Origin of the sequence: Dyadobacter tibetensis Y620-1, assembly GCF_000566685.1 — a bacterium.
GTDB lineage: Bacteria > Bacteroidota > Bacteroidia > Cytophagales > Spirosomataceae > Dyadobacter > Dyadobacter tibetensis.
In genome coordinates this window covers 529,236-545,611 of record NZ_AZQN01000004.1, presented here as the reverse complement: position 1 = coordinate 545,611, position 16,376 = coordinate 529,236, and the positions used below count along the sequence as shown (strand labels likewise).

The window sequence follows — 16,376 nt, the reverse complement described above, 5'->3', positions numbered from 1 at the left end:
GGCTATCGAATGTATTTAAATAGAATAGGATCCTGATCAAAATCCTCTCCCCAAATTGGACGCAATATTTTATTTATAAATATGGGGCATTGTAGGCCTGCCCCTTCTTTATTTAATAAGGAAAAATTGGAAGGATGTGTTTATATTTAATTTTTATTGATCCAATCATTCCGAATCATGCGCATTTTATTAATAGGATTACTCTGCCTCATAAGTAGCAAGTTTGCTTGGGCACAAGCGATTAACAGCTTGTCGGTTCAGGAAAAAACAGAGGGATGGGCCCTGCTGTTTAACGGGAAAGACCTAAAGGGCTGGCATGTTTACGGTGCCGGGCTACCCGGGAAAAGCTGGCTGGTAGATCAGGGAAGCTTAAAGCTTCATGTTCCACAGCGGGCGGGTAATAAGGCACCGGACGGGGGTGATTTGGTTACTGATTTTTCGATTAAGGGTGATTTTGAGTTTAAAGCCGATTGGAAAGTCGAAAAATATACCAATAGTGGAATTTTCTTTTTTGTTAAAGAAGAGAAGAAATATCCCCATATCTACAATACAGGCCTTGAACTTCAGGTTCTGGATGATCAGATTTATGAAGGAGCCAAGGAGAATACGCACAGGGCTGGCGATTTTTTTGGGGTTGCCAATGCCCGATTGAGGGAAATCAATCCCGTTGGAGAATGGAATTCGGTACATGTGATATTTAAGAAAGGTAAACTCACAGTAATACAAAATGGATTTATTGTACAAGAGCATCAGGTAGGAAGTGCGGATTGGAAGCAAAAGATTGCAAATAGTAAAATCAGTACTGCACCGATTGCTCAGAATGATCTTTCCGGTAGAATTGGCCTGCAAGATTGGGGGAGCTCCGTATGGTTTCGGAATATCAAACTCAAAGCAACTGGTTATAAATAAGCATATTCTGAGCGAACGGTTAATGATTTAGACAAATTATTGGTATTTTTACTGCCATTGTTCTGACCCTTCCTCTAAATAAGGCTGAAACCCGTTTCCGCCCTGTATTCATATGACAAGACATGGTACCCGTCTTCTTCGTTGGATCATTCTATTGACGCTTTATTTGGGCTCTATTGCTGGGCTATATGCACAAACCTTTGCCGACTGCCAGCAAAAGTTTATGGCTATTTTGCCTGATTACAATCGGGCATTCGAAGAGCATAATATGTCATTGCTGAAAGCGCCCGAATACCAAAAAAAACTCAGACAATTACAAATCGCATATGACCGCTATCATGCCTCCCGGTACGAGGTTGGCGATTCCCTGCTCAAACAAAATAATGAAGCCGTATTGGCCTCCCTTAGTGGGAGCTTTCACCAAGCCCACAGAATATTTGGTAATGCCGATTTTACAGGGCAGCCCGATCAAATGCGATACAATCGTGGACTAATCTCGATTATGGCGGGAAAGCTGGAATCGGCTCAGGCTGACTGGGCAGGCCTGGAATCGAATGCCGGTGTGCTCATTAATAGCCTTTATGGATATGGAAAGAAAGGGCTCATCCAAGAGGGGATGAACTATTTGGAAGGACAGAACGCGGGTCGTCAACCGGGCAAATGGCATTATAATAGCGGGCTTTTTTATAAACATAACCAGCAATATGAGAAGGCAATCGAGGAAGTTTCGACTGCAATCAAACAAAAAAATGAGTTAGGGGTCTATCGGCTACTACGGGGGGACCTATATATGTCCCAGCAGGAAGACAAAAGGGCTGTAAAGGATTTTGAGAAAGTCTCTCGGCGCTACCCTAAGGCTCAAATTCGCTATGCCAATGCCCTGCTTTCGACTCATGAATATGGTAAGGCCAGGGAAATGTTTGACCGTTATCTGGCTACGAAAGAAACCCGATATAAAAATGAAGCTTATCTGGGATTAGGTCATGCCTATTACGGTCTGCAGCAGTTGGATGAAGCGATGCGATATTACCGGCTGGCAGCCTCTACCATGCGCGAAACCCCTGCACTTCTTTGCGGAATCGGAAATGTTCATCTGTCCAAAAGGGAATATGAGTTTGCCTTCAATTTATTCGATAGAGCGGTGAAAATTGACAGCAGCTTCGCTAATGCCTTTCTTGGAAGGGCGGTGGCTCATTACGGAATGCAGCATTTCAGTCAGGCACTTTCTGATTTCGAATCTGGTGCGCTGGCCCTGAGTGAACAGAATCCCTACCATGCAGACCTTTTTGTCACTAAAGGTTTTTCTGCTTATCACCTCGGGCTTACAGAAGTAGCGGAAAAAGCCTTTCAGACTGCACTTACCCTAGATCCTAAACGTTATGAGGCTATGGGTGGGTTAAGTAATATCTTAATCTCTAGAAAACAATACAGCGGTGCTGGCACCTTTCTGGCTAAGGCCCTTAATTTAGAGAAGGGATATAGTGAAATGTGGAGTAATTATGGTAATTTATTACTTCACTTTGATATGTTTAATAAAGCTTATCCAGTATTTAAAACAGCAATCTCTTTGAAGACCGACAACCTGAATGCTCAAAACGGTTGGGGGGTAGTAATGCTGGAGAATGACCGTCTCGATCGGGCAATGGCTCTCTTTGATAGTCTGATTACAGAGCATCCTGATAAATCTTTTTTGCATAATAATCATGGTATTGTTCAGTCTTACCTGGGTAATAGACACGAACAGAGAAGGCAATTGGAAGAGGCCAACGAAAGGTATGAAGGTGCCTTTAAAGATTTCAAAAAAGCCATGGAAGTGGCACCGACAAGGAAGTTTTATAATGTAAATCAAGGGAATGTCTACCGGTATTGGGAAAAATATGATCAGGCTCAGCTCAGCTACCAAAACTATCAGGATAAAAGTGCCCTCAATAATACTGCAGTGATGTTTGCAGGAAGGGAGATGCTCAAAGATGCAAAGTATTATTTAGGTGTGGCTTTGCAGATTGATTCTTTACACCGGGTATTCCAGTATAATATGGATATTCTGGCAAAAGGTAAACAAAAGGAGATGATGCGGTTAGTGGCTTCGACAGGTGATGATGGTCCTTATTCGGACATTGGAATTAAATACAGCAGAGACGGCTTTGTAACGATCTATCTTTACGATTATGTTTACGATACCCTTACTTTTCCAGGACGGCATTTTATGCCCTTACCTGTGTCAAAGTACAAGGAAGATTACTTTATACCCGAGTTAGATTTTAACTTGCTCGCTTATGACAGTAAGCCAGCATTAGTAGAAGCGAAGCGAAAAGTAAAGTATAGGAGTCAGAAGATTAAAATGCCCGGGAGAAAGAGTAAATCGGGTACTCAGTGTCCGCTGTTGTGGCGCTAAAAAGCCGGAAACACGGGTTGCGTAAAATATTCTACGATTTGGGAAAGCTGATAAGGTTTTTGACCCTTATTTTACTCAAAAATCAATAGGATTTTGTCTGGATATGATCTGAGAAACGGCAGCAAAGCTTATAGGTTTGTCCAAAAAATAATCAGCCCCCTTACTTAAAGCTTCTTCTTTCAAGTTCGTCATAGCACTCATCATTACAATGGTTACTTTCTCTGAAACGGATGTGGAGCGAATGCATACAATTTCATTAATACCCTTCCCATCAGGAAGATTATTGTCCAGAAACACCCAGTCTGGTTTAAGTGAATCAATGCAATCCTTCCCTTCTGATAAAGTATGTGCTATTTTTACCTCAGTATTTGGGGATATCGATTTGAATTGATTCATGAGAAAATTTCGCATCAAAACACCCAAATCTTCCTCATCTTCTATAATTACAATTTTCATACTACTATTTTATCGTTTCATAAGTTTTAAGAGAGAGGGTTAGGTGAACCATTCTACTTTAATATCTATATTAACTGCCAAGTATTCCGTAATAAACAAAATCGCTTCTATGTTTAGCAACAAGAATCTTGCCAGAAATAGACCGGTTACTCTCATATGGGACGGTTTTGGTAGGGTAAGGGGTGTAAATGGGAAAGGCTTTTGGGGAAAGATATCCCATTTTTGCAGCAATATGGGAGTAGGGGTGGGGGATTTGTTTCATATTAACTGGTTGATTAATAGGTTGAAAAGGTTTTTGTAGTGGTTGGAATATTTTTTTTGATGTAGCATTCCAAACCAGTAATCATTTAAATAAAATTAGATTATGAAAAGTAGCAAAGCATTCATCGGAATTATATCGGCAGCAGTAGTAGGAGCAGTTATCGGAATGTTGGTTGCTCCCGAAGATGGAGACAACACCCGTAAAAAGCTAAAGAAGAAGACTAATGATTTAGCATCAGAACTATTAGATGCATTAGAAAAAAGCAAGGCCAAAGCAATGGACCAAGTGGATGCACTGAAGTCCAAAGGAGAGTCTTATGCGCACCGCTCAGAAAAAGTGGTAGAAGACCTTAAAGCGGCTAAAAGCGACGTAGGAGCCCTATAACCACACACCCACTTAATTTATGGCTCCGTCTAACGTTTCCGCATACAGTAAGATTTGATAAGTCTGGTTGCGATGCGTATGACGGGGCTATTTTTCTTCGGCTATGGGGATGAAGAAATCGCCTGAAGAAGCTATTAGCCATGCCAAAATTATCTGTTATCCTACTATTCAATTAGCCATGAATTATGAATAATAAATCGAAATCATCTATTACAGGTTATGCTAAGGGTCTAATGACGGCTGGTCCTAAGAATCCGGTTGCTCAGGGTCTTGAACTTAGTGTTAGCACCATTTTGGGGAAAACACTACTTCGCCGTCTCCCAGTACCTTTAAATTTTGCCGTTCCCCTTGTAACGGAGAAAATTATAATGAAGCATGGGGTGCCTTATGGGCGTGATGTCCTAATCAAGGCATTAAAGTGGGTGAAGCAGGCCACTGAAGAGAAACCCACGAGTCGCTTGGCATCGGATAATTATCTGCCAGAGGCTTCTGTTCCCGCTGCTGTAGAAAATACTGTAGCAGAAAAACATTCTTTTGGAAATGAATTAAATAGATAAGTAAATATTTTGTATATTTGCACCCTATTTAGAACCAGGGACGAGATCCCGACATAACATTTCAGAAAATGGCAGTTAAAATTAGATTAGCGCGTCGCGGACGCAAGAAGAAGGCGATTTATGATATCGTAGTCGCTGATGCCAGAGCACCACGTGATGGTCGCTTTATTGAAAAATTGGGAAGTTATAACCCAGGAACCAACCCTTCGACCATCGTTTTGGAATCGGCTAAGGCTGTAGATTGGTTGTTAAAAGGTGCGCAACCTACAGATACTACCCGTTCTATCCTTCAGCATGAAGGTGTGATGCTACGTAAGCATTTACAAATCGGTGTACTTAAAGGTGCTATCACTCAGGAAGTAGCCGACGCTCGCTTTGAAGAGTGGTCTACTTCTAAAACCGGTCGTAAAGAAACTGCAGCTGGTAGCCTGGCTCAGAAATTGAAGGCCGATAAAGATGCTAAAATCGATGCGGAACGTAAGGTGAGTCAAAACCGTGCGGAAGCCATCGCCAAGAAAAATGCTCCTGTAGTTGTAGAAGAGGAAGTTGCTGAGGTAGCTGCCGAATCTGAGGAAACTGTAGATCAGGCAGAAGCTCCGGCGGCTGACGAATCTACTGAAACCCCTGCAGCGGAGTAGTCAATAGATAGTAATCTGTAAGGATGAGTCTGCGGTGTTCCGTCAGACTCATCTTTGTTTATATAGGAAGCGGGAGGAATAGAAAGTGGAAGGAGCTGGGTTCCTTCATTTCTCGATGAAATTATTGTAATTACCTCAAATAGATATAACTGTGACTCAGGATAATTGTTTTTTGCTAGGCTATATTGTTCGTACCCACGGGATGTCGGGCAACGTAGTGTTTTTTATGGATGTAGACGACGCCTACGATTACGATGATCTGGAAACAGTATTCGTTGAGTTAAAAGGGGAGTTAGTTCCTTATTTTATCGATGACCTAAATATCCAGAAGCAAAATAATGCCATTGTCAGCTTAGAAGAAGTAGACACCATAGAAAAGGCCCAGGCTTTGGTCGGTGCTTCTCTATATCTGCCTTTAGATGAGCTCGAAGAATTAGAAGAGGGTAAGTTTTATTATCACGAAATAAAGGGCTATCAAGTCCTGGACAAAGAGCTAGGAATGCTCGGTATTGTTAGGGAGGTTTATTCTTTGAATGGTCAGGACTTGATCAGCATGGATTATAAAGGAGCAGAAGTGCTCATTCCAACGGCTCATGACATTGTTCTGAAGGCCGATAAAGAGCAAAATACCTTATTCGTCAATCTACCTGAAGGATTGTTGGATGTTTATTTGAACGACGAGTCTGAAAATATAGCTGACGATGCGGATTGATATTATCTCTTGCGTGCCCGACTTGCTGCACAGCTTTTTCTCTCATTCCATTATGAAGCGTGCCCAACAGGCCGGCCATGCCGAAATCGTTGTTCACGACTTGCGTGATTATTCGACCAATAAGCATAGGACTATCGATGACTATGCCTTCGGCGGTGGAGCCGGCATGGTGATGCAGATCGAGCCTATTGCCCGCTGTATCAGAGCATTGCAGTCACAAAGAGATTACGATGAAATAATTTACCTTACCCCCGATGGGGAACGACTCAACCAGAAAATAGTCAACCAGCTTTCATTAAAAGGTGACCTTATCATGCTGTGTGGGCATTATAAAGGAGTGGATCAACGCGTACGCGACCTGTTTATTACTCGTGAAATCAGTATTGGGGATTATGTACTGTCGGGGGGCGAGCTAGGTGCTGCCGTTTTGGTTGATTCTATCGTCAGGCTAATTCCCGGGGTGCTTAACGACGAAACTTCCGCGCTTACCGATTCTTTTCAGGATAATTTATTGGCTCCTCCCGTATTTAGTAGACCGGCTGAATTTGAAGGCCATGTAGTACCAGAGATTTTGTTATCGGGACATGAAGCGAAAATAGAAAACTGGCGCTATGAGCAGGCTTTGATCCGGACACGTGAAAGGCGCCCGGATCTGCTCGATTAGGTGGGGATGATTCTAAAAGTCTAGGTTACAGTTGATCCATTCATTATCGAAGCTGGTTCCGTACTTTCTATAAAATCCTACCGCCGAGGTATTCCAGTCAAGAACCTGCCACATCATGCCCGAGCATGCCGATGCTTTGGCTGCTTCCACAGTCGCATCAAATAACACTTTACCAATACCATTTCCACGCATAGACTCCGTTACAATAATATCTTCTAGATATAGGCGCTTCCCTTTCCAGGTAGAATAGCGGTAGTAATACAACGAGAGTCCGATTACCTTCCCATCGACTTCAGCCAGAAAGAATTCATAGAGTTTTTCCTGGAAGTCTTTTCTCATTTTGTCCTCAGTATTGATCACTTGATCCAGTGCTTTTTCATACAAGGCCAATTCTTTTACGAGTTCAAAAACGGCGGGGATATCTTCTAGAGTACCTTGTCGGGTCGTAATATTCATTTGCTTAAGATTCAAAATTTAAAAAAAGGAATATAGCTAAATTAGTATATTTTACTGATACTGAACATAGCTTTCCCATTTATCGAGTATGTTCTGGAAATTTTTTGGGAGATCGGTGTCGAACTGTACCCATTCTTTACTGGTAGGATGTATAAAGCCCAGAGATTTGGCATGTAAGGCCTGCCCTGGGAGTTCGTCGAAACAATTCCGCACCATTGCTTTATAGGTACCATTAGAAATTCCCCGGAGTATCCGGTCGCCGCCATAAGCAGTATCGTTGAAAATCGGATGGCCTATAGATTGCATATGAGCACGAATCTGGTGAGTACGTCCCGTTTCTAAGTTGCATTTAATTAGAGAAACATATCGAAGAGGCTTAAGCACTTCATAATGTGTCACAGCATGTTTGCCCTCACTACCATCTGCATATACCGACATGACTCTACGATCTTTAGCGCTACGGCCAATATGCCCGGTGATGGTACCAGACGCTTCTGAGAGCTCACCCCAAACAATGGCCTGATAGGTACGTTCAATGGTATGATCGAAAAACTGCTTAGCAAGAAAACTCATGGCGAACTCGGTTTTAGCAATTACCAATAGCCCGGAGGTATCCTTATCGATGCGATGTACTAAGCCTGGACGCCCCTCCCCATTTCGGCCCGTAGGAAGGTTATTAAAATGGTAAACCAGACCGTTAATTAAGGTTCCTTCCCAGTTTCCATGTGCTGGGTGGACCACCATACCCGTAGGTTTGTTGACGATCAGGAGAACATCATCTTCATAAATGATATCTAAGGGTATATTTTCAGGTATTATATCCGTTTCCCGAGGAGGTTCTGGCAGAGAAAGGGTAATGACGTCATAAGGCTTTACCTTATAGCTGGCTTTACTGGCGAGGTCATTTACTTTTACTGCTTCCGCTTCGATTCCATTTTGTATTTTTGTCCGGGAAGCATTCGCTACATGCTGATTTAAGAATTTATCGAGGCGAACTGGTGTCTGCCCCTTGTCCACTACAATTCGGTAGTGCTCAAACAGATCATCTTCTTCGGTTGGTATTTCTGGTAATTCATTAGACATTCGGCAGTATATTAATTAGAGGCCTTCCACTGAACTGCGGAAGCCTGTTTATAGACAAAAATATTAAAAAATAGTGGACTTATTATCAGGCGCGCTTCCTAGCCCTCTGGTTCCCCTAAAGGATTCATGGACTCAGGACGCTGGAATATCTTTGTACATGAAAAGGGACGACCTCATTCATCCCCTGGTATCGGGCAATAAATGGCGTAAATTGAAATATGCTTTAGCGGATGTGCATCGTTCCGGCAACGCTACAATTCTATCTTTTGGGGGAGCCTATTCTAATCATTTATATGCCCTGGCTGCAGCCGGCAGGTTAACGGGGATATCTACGATTGGTATAGTCAGAGGGGAGGAGTTGGCAGGTAAGAAGCGTTCGGATACCCTGGCTTTTTGCGAAGCTCAGGGCATGAAACTTCATTTCGTATCCCGGGAGAGTTATCGTCTGCGCTACAATAGAGATTATTTAGAGTCACTTTCCCGACAGTTCGGTAAGCCTTACATCATTCCGGAAGGCGGCACCAGCACAATGGCCCTGGAAGGGGTAGGAGAGCTGGCGCAGGAGGTGTATGATCAGTTGGGTAGGCATCCTGACTATTATACCGTTCCTGTGGGTTCCGGGGGTACTACGGCCGGTCTTCTGTCGGCAGGGCAACAAGTACTGGCTTTTCCTGTACTTAAAAATGGCGGGTTTTTGAAGGAGGTTATTTTAGACCTTGCTTCAGATCATTCTGCTCATTTGGCCTTATCCCTATTTACTGACTATCATTTCGGAGGATATGGCAAGTGGAATCCCGAATTGGTTCGTTTTATTTTAGATTTTCGAGATCGGTTTCAGATTCCTTTGGAGCAAATTTATACTGGTAAAATGATGTATGGACTCTATGATCTGATGAGTAAAGGGTTTTTTCGACCAGGAACCACCGTAGTGGCCCTGCATACCGGTGGTCTGCAAGGCCTGGATGTCGCCCTTCGCTAACCTAGAGGGCGCTACTGCTCGTCTCTTCTATATCGGGGTGATGGGCAGCCTTTGGCTTAGGATTAAAAAACGCACGGATCAAATTTTTATCACCCGCTATCCACAAAAGATCCTGCTGTTCGATGATCATATTCGAGTCAGGGTTTAGGATTCGTTCACCATTTCTTTCCAGGCCGACAATCATGCAATGAATCATCTCTCGAATCTTACTGTTCCGTATGCTTTTACCCTTTAAGGGAGAATCGGCCAGAATTTCAATTTTTTCCAATACAATCAGATCATCCGTATTAAGAAACATATGGTCAATGGTGTTGATTTCAATATGCCCTTTAAATTCTTCCAGTTGGGCATCAGTGCCAATAACCTCAATCCGGTCGCAAGGGTACAGAACTTCGGTAGGCTTGGGTAGCCTGATGGTTTTACTTCCACGTTCTATCAGCACGACATTAATCCCAAACTTTTCTCGAATCTTTAATTCCTGGAGGGATTTTCCAATAAAATGTGAATCGGCGCTTACCTCTAGAAAAGCAAAATGTGCATCCCAGGGCAGGAGTAGCCTTTTGGACTTTCCGCTTCCTTCCAGTTCTCGGGCGTTTAAATTTTGCATAAAACGCTCCTCTATTTTAACATAAAAGTTTTGAAGGCGTTTATAGAAAATGATAATGGCTAAGGTCATCACTACTCCGGCGACCAGCAGGGCCGTTGGAGTAGCAAAGAAAGAGCTCAACAAAAAACCCATTAATATGATGGCGATAAACACCCTCGATAATTCTAATAGTATTAGCGGTCCGCGGCTGAAACGACGGTTAAGCCAAAGAGCAGAATATGCCTTGCGATTGTTTCTCTTAAAGACCAATGCCCATAGAAAGGGTGCCGTAAGCATAAAGGTGATTGCGGCCAAGGCAGCATCGGTCATGTTGGTTGGCAAAATGCGTTTGTAAATCTGAGGGGCTAGCTGTCTGGAGCAAATCAAAGTGATACCAATCACTACCACCGTATTAATGACTACATTTTGTGCATAGGAACGCATAACCAGGTTCCAATGGGTCGATTGTATTATTTTTTCGGTGCCGCTGCTGTAGCGGTTAAGGTAGGCCTTCCAGCGATCCGGCATATTTACATTGAGCCATTCATAACAGGGCTCAGCGGCTCGCATGAGGTAAGGGGTGGTGAAGGTCGTGATTACCGAAACGCCTACCGCTATAGGGTACAGGAAATCACTGGTTACGTTTAGGGAGAGACCCAGAGTGGCAATGATAAAGGAAAATTCACCTATTTGTGATAAGCTCATTCCCGCTTGCATAGAAGTTTTCAGAGGCTGGCCCGATATCATGGCTCCTATGGTAACAAAGAGTATTTTGCCAAAGATAACCACGAATACCAGGATCGCCGTGGGTAAGGCGTACTCCATAAGTAAATTGGGGTTAATCAGCATCCCAACCGAGATGAAAAATATTGCCCCGAACAAGTCTTTTACCGACTTGAGTAAATGCTCGATTTTTTCGGCATGCGTGGTTTCTGCCAGGATAGAGCCCATAATAAAGGCTCCTAATGCCGCTGAAAACCCTGCCTGAGTTACCAGCAGTACCATTCCAAAGCATAAGGCGATAGAGGTTATCAGGACACTTTCATCATTCATCAGATTGCGGTACCGCCTTAGCAAGGTTGGGAAGATAAATATTCCCCCCAAGAACCAGAAAGTAAGGAAGAAAAATAACTTCAAGATGGACTGTATCAGCTCCATTCCTGCAAACTGTTGGCTGATGGACAGGGTGGATAGCAAGACCATCAATAATACGGCCGTCAGGTCTTCTATAATAAGAACGCCGAAAACCATACGGGTGAATTGCTGCGTTTTAAGCCCTAGCTCATCGAAGGCTCTGAAAATAATGGTTGTCGAGGAAATGGCAATGATACCTCCTAAAAACAAACTGTCAATTTTGGTCCAGCCTAGGAGTTGGCCTGTTGTAAAACCTACCACCAGCATCATCGTCACTTCGAAGAGGCCCGTAATGGCCGCCGTGCTTCCCACTTTAACCAGCTTCTTAAAACTAAATTCCAGACCTAAATTAAATAGAAGGAAAATTACACCAATTTCGGCCCATATCTCTATGGTCTTAATGTCGGAAATAGTTGGAAACAAAGATATATTAGGCCCTACCAATAAGCCTGCCAGGATATATCCCAGTACGACGGGTTGCTTTAACTTCTTGAAAATAAGAGTAATAATACCCGCTATCGTAAGGATAAGGGAGAGATCAACGATGAGTTGTGGAACGTGCGCCATCTATATTTTATGTTAGCAAAAAAGACCGAAGCAATAAAATACAAAAAGCCTCTGACGAATCAAAGGCTCTTGTTTATATCTTTACTAAAAAATGTAGGGCTTATCCAACACTACCCTCCAAACTGATCTCCAGAAGCTTCTGAGCTTCTACTGCAAACTCCATAGGAAGTTGGTTGAGTACCTCCTTGGCATACCCGTTCACAATTAGAGCCACAGCTTGTTCGGTTGGGATACCCCTCTGGTTACAATAGAACAGAATATCTTCGCCGATCTTCGAGGTGGTAGCTTCGTGTTCCACGGTAGCGGAAGGATTACTAACCTCTATATAAGGGAAGGTATGGGCTCCACATTTGTCTCCTAAGAGCAATGAGTCGCACTGAGAGAAGTTTCGAGCCTTGTCGGCACGCTTAAATACCTCTACCAATCCCCGGTAAGAATTTTGGCTTTTACCAGCAGAAATTCCTTTGGAAACGATTCTACTTTTGGTGTTTTTTCCGATATGGATCATTTTAGTCCCTGTATCGGCTTGCTGCATATTATTGGTAACAGCTACTGAGTAGAATTCTCCAATGGAGTTGTCACCTTTCAGAATTACCGATGGGTACTTCCAGGTGATGGCTGACCCCGTTTCTACCTGTGTCCAAGAGATTTTGGAATTATCGCCATCACAGATTCCACGCTTGGTAACGAAGTTGTAAATACCACCTTTACCATCCTTGTCACCGGGATACCAGTTTTGTACAGTAGAGTATTTAACGTTGGCTCCTTCGTGAGCAAATATTTCTACTACGGCTGCATGCAATTGATTTTCATCGCGCATAGGGGCCGTACATCCTTCCAGGTAGCTAACATGACTGTCAGCATCCCCGATTATCAGCGTACGTTCGAACTGCCCGGTGCCCGAAGCATTTATCCGGAAGTAGGTCGATAACTCCATAGGGCAGCGTACACCTTTGGGTATATACACAAAGGATCCATCAGAAAATACAGCTGAGTTAAGGGCTGCATAGTAGTTGTCCTTTGGCGGTACAACCGATCCTAAATATTTTTTTACCAAATCGGGGTACTCCCTGATGGCTTCACTGATTGCGCAAAATATAATTCCTTTCTCCTTGAGAGACTCTTTGAAGGTGGTAAATACCGACTCAGAGTCCATTACCGCATCTACAGCAATTCCCGAAATTCGTTTTTGCTCATTTAAGGATATTCCCAGGCGCTCAAATGTATCTCTCAATTCTGGATCTATATCATCCAGACTTTCTACCGGCTTCTTTTTCTTAGGTGCCGAGTAGTATTTGATCGCATTAAAATTAATTTCAGGATAATGGACATTGGGCCACTTTGGTTCGGTCATGTTCAACCACATATGGTAGGCTTTCAGTCTCCATTCAAGCATCCATTCCGGTTCGTTTTTCTTTGCTGAGATAAAACGGACAATATCATCATTCAGTCCGGGAGGGGCTTCGTCAGCTTCGATATTGGTGACAAACCCATATTTATATTCCGAACTGGTGATTTCTTCCAACAATTCTTCTTCTTTGCTCATAGTCTAATGATTATCGCACATGTCTTTCCAAAGAGTAACACAGAGTAGCGATGATGAGTTTATTAAAAAGCCCAAAAATATGCAAAAATGCTGACAAAGTTATGACCAAGATCATAACTTATGTCAGCATTACGCCTTTTCAGGTAAATAGGCCTGAATTTGAGGGCAGACAAAAAATAGTAAATTTAGCTCTATTTAGATATTCCTGTCCGTTCCTAAAGTCATTCTGAAGCTAAAACGACAACGCTCCTGGTAGTTACTAAAAAATGCCTTATAAATATTTGTGGCCCATCAGGTAATTCTTTACATAATCTTCAACACCTTCTTCCAAAGTATGGAAGGCTTTATCGTAACCTATGGAACGAAGCTTGGCCATATTGGCTTCTGTAAAATACTGGTATTTATCCCGGATATCGGCTGGGGTATCTATAAACTCAATTACAGGTTCTTTATCCATTGCGTTAAAGGTGTTCAGTACCAGATCTTTGAAGGTGCGCGCTTGCCCACTCCCCAGGTTGTAGATGCCTGAGTCCTTGCGATGGCGCATAAAAAACAAGCACACATCGATCAGATCCTTGACATAAATAAAATCGCGCATCTGCTCTCCATCTTTGAAGTCGGGATGATGTGAGCGGAAGAGCTTCATTTTTTCTGTAGCCTTAATCTGGTTAAAGGCGTGAAAAATTACGGACGCCATGCGGGCTTTATGGTATTCGTTGGGCCCATAAACATTAAAGAATTTAAGTCCTGCCCAGAAGAAGGGTTTTTCTTCCTGTTGAAGGGCCCAAATGTCGAAGTCGTTTTTGGAATCACCATAGGGGTTTAACGGCTTAAGTTGTGAGATAACGGCTTCATTATCGTCATAGCCAAGTTCTCCTAACCCATAGGTTGCCGCCGATGAGGCGTAAACCAGAGGGAGCTGGTACTTTACACAACCTTTCCAGATGTCTTTGGAAAAATTGACATTTAACTTATCAAAAATGCTTTTGTCAAATTCAGTAGTATCGGTGCGAGCTCCAATATGAAAGATAAATTCGACATCCCGGTAGTTCTTGTCTAGCCATTCGAAAAATATTTCCCGTTCAACCCGCTCCTGAATGGTTTTGCCTTCGAGGTTTTCAGCCTTTTGTATCTGAGAAAAATCATCGACGGCAATAATGCTTTTGAAGCCCTGTTGGTTAAGGGTTCCTATGAGTCCGCTGCCGATAAATCCGGCGGCACCTGTTACAATAATCATAGTATTCTGGTTTTCTTTATATATTATTTAAATCCCAACCGAGCTAATTAAAAATTTCCTGTAAAATACAGATAATCAGATGTTTGTGTTTGCTTTCCTTTTTGGGTTAGCAGGGTTTTGCACCGGTCCTGAAAAGTTTTAATGCACTTATTACGATTAAGAAACGTAAAACTACCAATACAAGCTGTAATTTTGTACTCAATTTTCAAGAAGGAAGGCAAAATTATGGTTTACATAACAAGAAAAGAGCACTTTAATGCGGCTCACCGACTTTTTAACCCCAATTGGTCGGAAGAAAAAAATCAGGAAGTATTTGGACCCTGCGCTAATAACAACTGGCATGGTCATAATTTCGACCTGTTCGTGACTGTAAAAGGTCGACCCGACCCAGAGACAGGTTTTGTTATTGACCTGAAAGTGTTAGGCGACATTATTAAGGAACATATAATCGATAAAGTCGATCATAAGAATCTTAATCTTGACGTCGATTTTATGCAAGGGAAGATGGCCTCTTGTGAGATATTTGTTATGGAAATATGGAACATTCTGGCACCGGCAATCCATGCGGTGGCACCCAATGCCCAGCTGCATTATATCAAATTGGTGGAAACACCGAAGAATTACGTAGAGTACTACGGCGAATAATAAAGGCCCGGAGTACTACCCTTGAAATCATCGGAAGCAAATGAAATATTATATCATAGCTGGCGAAAGGTCTGGCGATTTACATGGGGCGAATTTAATCAAAGGAATCAAAGCAAAAGATCCCCAGGCTCAATTCCGAGGATGGGGAGGCGATTCCATGGCCCAGGAAGGCTTCGATCTGGTGATGCATTATCGCGATACGTCTTTTATGGGTTTTGCCGAGGTGGTTGCCAATCTACATAAAATTGCGGGCTTCCTGAAACAATGCAAAAGGGATATCCTCAGCTATCGACCCGATGTCCTGATCCTGATAGATTACCCAGGGTTTAACCTACGGATGGCGGCTTTTGCCAGGAAAAAGGGTATACGGACTTTCTACTATATCTCCCCTAAGGTGTGGGCCTGGAACCAGAAGCGTGCCTTGAATATCAAGAAGAACGTCGATAAGATGTTCGTTATTTTCCCTTTTGAGATTGATTTTTACAAACAATATGATTATCAGGTAGATTATGTCGGAAATCCCTTAATGGATGCCATTGAGGATTTTCAACCCGATCCCTGTTTCCGTTCCAGATTCCTTCCAGATCCCCGACCTGTGATAGCCCTTCTGCCAGGAAGCCGGAAGCAGGAAGTGAAGGCTATGCTGGAACAAATGTTGAAGGTGCGTTCAGCCTTTCCGGATTACCAGTTCGTTGTGGCTGGAGTGAAGAATCTACCACAGGATTTATATCAGCAATACGTTTCTCAGGTAGATTGTGGCCTAGTTTACGAGTCTACCTATGACCTACTTCATATTGCCGAGGCGGCTCTGGTAACTTCGGGAACGGCTACGCTAGAAACCGCCCTGCTTCAGGTTCCCGAAGTGGTATGTTATAAGACAAGTGGACTTTCCTATGCCATTGCCAAAAGAGTTATTAAAGTACGATTCATTTCCTTGGTCAATCTAATTATGGATCAAGAAGTGGTTCGGGAATTGATACAGGACGAATTGAATGAGCAAAATATAATAACGGAGCTCCGGGCGATCCTGATAGGCGGAGCCAAACGAACCCAGCAACTTGAGCATTACAAAAAGCTGCAGGAGTTGGTGGGCAGAGCTGGTGCCTCTCAGCGTGCGGGCCAACTTATGGTCGACTACCTTGACGAATCACCAAGGTAGCCGAGCC

General features: G+C 43.0%; 17 protein-coding genes. 10 read left to right on the top strand and 7 right to left on the bottom strand.

Features of this window, described 5'->3' with window-relative positions; all coding sequences use genetic code 11:
* Window positions 1–177: 177 nt before the first annotated feature.
* Together X939_RS0114185 and X939_RS0114180 are read left to right on the top strand one after the other, a co-directional pair.
* Window positions 178–909, top strand: coding sequence for a 3-keto-disaccharide hydrolase (locus tag X939_RS0114185; RefSeq protein ID WP_025763948.1), 732 nt, complete (start codon window positions 178–180; stop codon window positions 907–909).
* Window positions 910–1,021: 112 nt separating this feature from the next.
* Window positions 1,022–3,304, top strand: a complete 2,283-nt coding sequence (locus tag X939_RS0114180) for a tetratricopeptide repeat protein (protein WP_025763947.1) — start codon at window positions 1,022–1,024, stop codon at window positions 3,302–3,304.
* A gap of 75 nt (window positions 3,305–3,379) precedes the next feature.
* On the opposite strand, the gene X939_RS0114175 is transcribed toward X939_RS0114180, so the two are convergent.
* Together X939_RS0114175 and X939_RS0114170 are read right to left on the bottom strand one after the other, a co-directional pair.
* Entirely contained in the window at window positions 3,380–3,760 is a 381-nt protein-coding gene (locus tag X939_RS0114175) for a response regulator (protein WP_025763946.1), read from the bottom strand.
* Window positions 3,761–3,830: 70 nt separating this feature from the next.
* The gene (locus tag X939_RS0114170) at window positions 3,831–4,022 is read right to left on the bottom strand and encodes a hypothetical protein (protein ID WP_025763945.1); all 192 of its coding nucleotides are present in this window, start codon (window positions 4,020–4,022) and stop codon (window positions 3,831–3,833) included.
* 102 nt (window positions 4,023–4,124) lie between these two features.
* On the opposite strand from X939_RS0114170, the gene X939_RS0114165 reads away from it, so the two are divergent.
* The 5 genes from X939_RS0114165 (at window position 4,125) to trmD (ending at window position 6,977) form a co-directional block, all read left to right on the top strand.
* On the top strand, window positions 4,125–4,406 hold the full coding sequence (locus X939_RS0114165; protein WP_025763944.1) for a YtxH domain-containing protein: 282 nt from the start codon (window positions 4,125–4,127) through the stop codon (window positions 4,404–4,406).
* Between the two features lie 185 nt (window positions 4,407–4,591).
* Complete coding sequence (locus X939_RS22445; RefSeq protein ID WP_025763943.1) at window positions 4,592–4,963, top strand: hypothetical protein; 372 nt, start codon at window positions 4,592–4,594, stop codon at window positions 4,961–4,963.
* 68 nt (window positions 4,964–5,031) lie between these two features.
* Complete coding sequence (locus tag X939_RS0114150; protein WP_025763942.1) at window positions 5,032–5,601, top strand: 30S ribosomal protein S16; 570 nt, start codon at window positions 5,032–5,034, stop codon at window positions 5,599–5,601.
* Window positions 5,602–5,752: 151 nt separating this feature from the next.
* The gene (gene rimM, locus X939_RS0114145) at window positions 5,753–6,313 is read left to right on the top strand and encodes a ribosome maturation factor RimM (RefSeq protein ID WP_025763941.1); all 561 of its coding nucleotides are present in this window, start codon (window positions 5,753–5,755) and stop codon (window positions 6,311–6,313) included.
* Window positions 6,303–6,977 (top strand): tRNA (guanosine(37)-N1)-methyltransferase TrmD, encoded by a 675-nt coding sequence (trmD, locus tag X939_RS0114140; protein ID WP_025763940.1) that lies wholly within the window; start codon window positions 6,303–6,305, stop codon window positions 6,975–6,977. Before rimM ends, trmD begins: the two co-directional genes overlap by 11 nt.
* A 12-nt stretch (window positions 6,978–6,989) precedes the next feature.
* Here trmD and X939_RS0114135 read toward each other — a convergent pair whose 3' ends face one another.
* Complete coding sequence (locus X939_RS0114135; RefSeq protein WP_025763939.1) at window positions 6,990–7,433, bottom strand: GNAT family N-acetyltransferase; 444 nt, start codon at window positions 7,431–7,433, stop codon at window positions 6,990–6,992.
* Between the two features lie 51 nt (window positions 7,434–7,484).
* Window positions 7,485–8,516, bottom strand: coding sequence for an RluA family pseudouridine synthase (locus X939_RS0114130; protein WP_025763938.1), 1,032 nt, complete (start codon window positions 8,514–8,516; stop codon window positions 7,485–7,487).
* Window positions 8,517–8,589: 73 nt separating this feature from the next.
* On the opposite strand from X939_RS0114130, the gene X939_RS0114125 reads away from it, so the two are divergent.
* Window positions 8,590–9,495, top strand: coding sequence for a 1-aminocyclopropane-1-carboxylate deaminase/D-cysteine desulfhydrase (locus X939_RS0114125; RefSeq protein ID WP_025763937.1), 906 nt, complete (start codon window positions 8,590–8,592; stop codon window positions 9,493–9,495).
* 1 nt (window position 9,496) lies between these two features.
* Here the strand turns inward: X939_RS0114125 and X939_RS0114120 are convergent, their stop codons facing one another.
* From X939_RS0114120 to rfaD, 3 genes are all read right to left on the bottom strand, one after another.
* On the bottom strand, window positions 9,497–11,782 hold the full coding sequence (locus tag X939_RS0114120) for a monovalent cation:proton antiporter family protein (protein WP_025763936.1): 2,286 nt from the start codon (window positions 11,780–11,782) through the stop codon (window positions 9,497–9,499).
* A 100-nt stretch (window positions 11,783–11,882) separates the two neighbouring features.
* Entirely contained in the window at window positions 11,883–13,328 is a 1,446-nt protein-coding gene (sufB, locus tag X939_RS0114115) for a Fe-S cluster assembly protein SufB (RefSeq protein ID WP_025763935.1), read from the bottom strand.
* Between the two features lie 271 nt (window positions 13,329–13,599).
* Window positions 13,600–14,565 carry an ADP-glyceromanno-heptose 6-epimerase gene (gene rfaD, locus X939_RS0114110; RefSeq protein ID WP_025763934.1) on the bottom strand — a complete coding sequence of 322 codons (966 nt, stop codon included), beginning with the start codon at window positions 14,563–14,565 and terminating at the stop codon, window positions 13,600–13,602.
* Between the two features lie 225 nt (window positions 14,566–14,790).
* On the opposite strand from rfaD, the gene X939_RS0114105 reads away from it, so the two are divergent.
* The gene (locus X939_RS0114105) at window positions 14,791–15,210 is read left to right on the top strand and encodes a 6-pyruvoyl trahydropterin synthase family protein (protein WP_025763932.1); all 420 of its coding nucleotides are present in this window, start codon (window positions 14,791–14,793) and stop codon (window positions 15,208–15,210) included.
* 40 nt (window positions 15,211–15,250) lie between these two features.
* Window positions 15,251–16,369, top strand: coding sequence for a lipid-A-disaccharide synthase (gene lpxB / locus X939_RS0114100; protein ID WP_025763931.1), 1,119 nt, complete (start codon window positions 15,251–15,253; stop codon window positions 16,367–16,369).
* Window positions 16,370–16,376 lie beyond the last annotated feature (7 nt).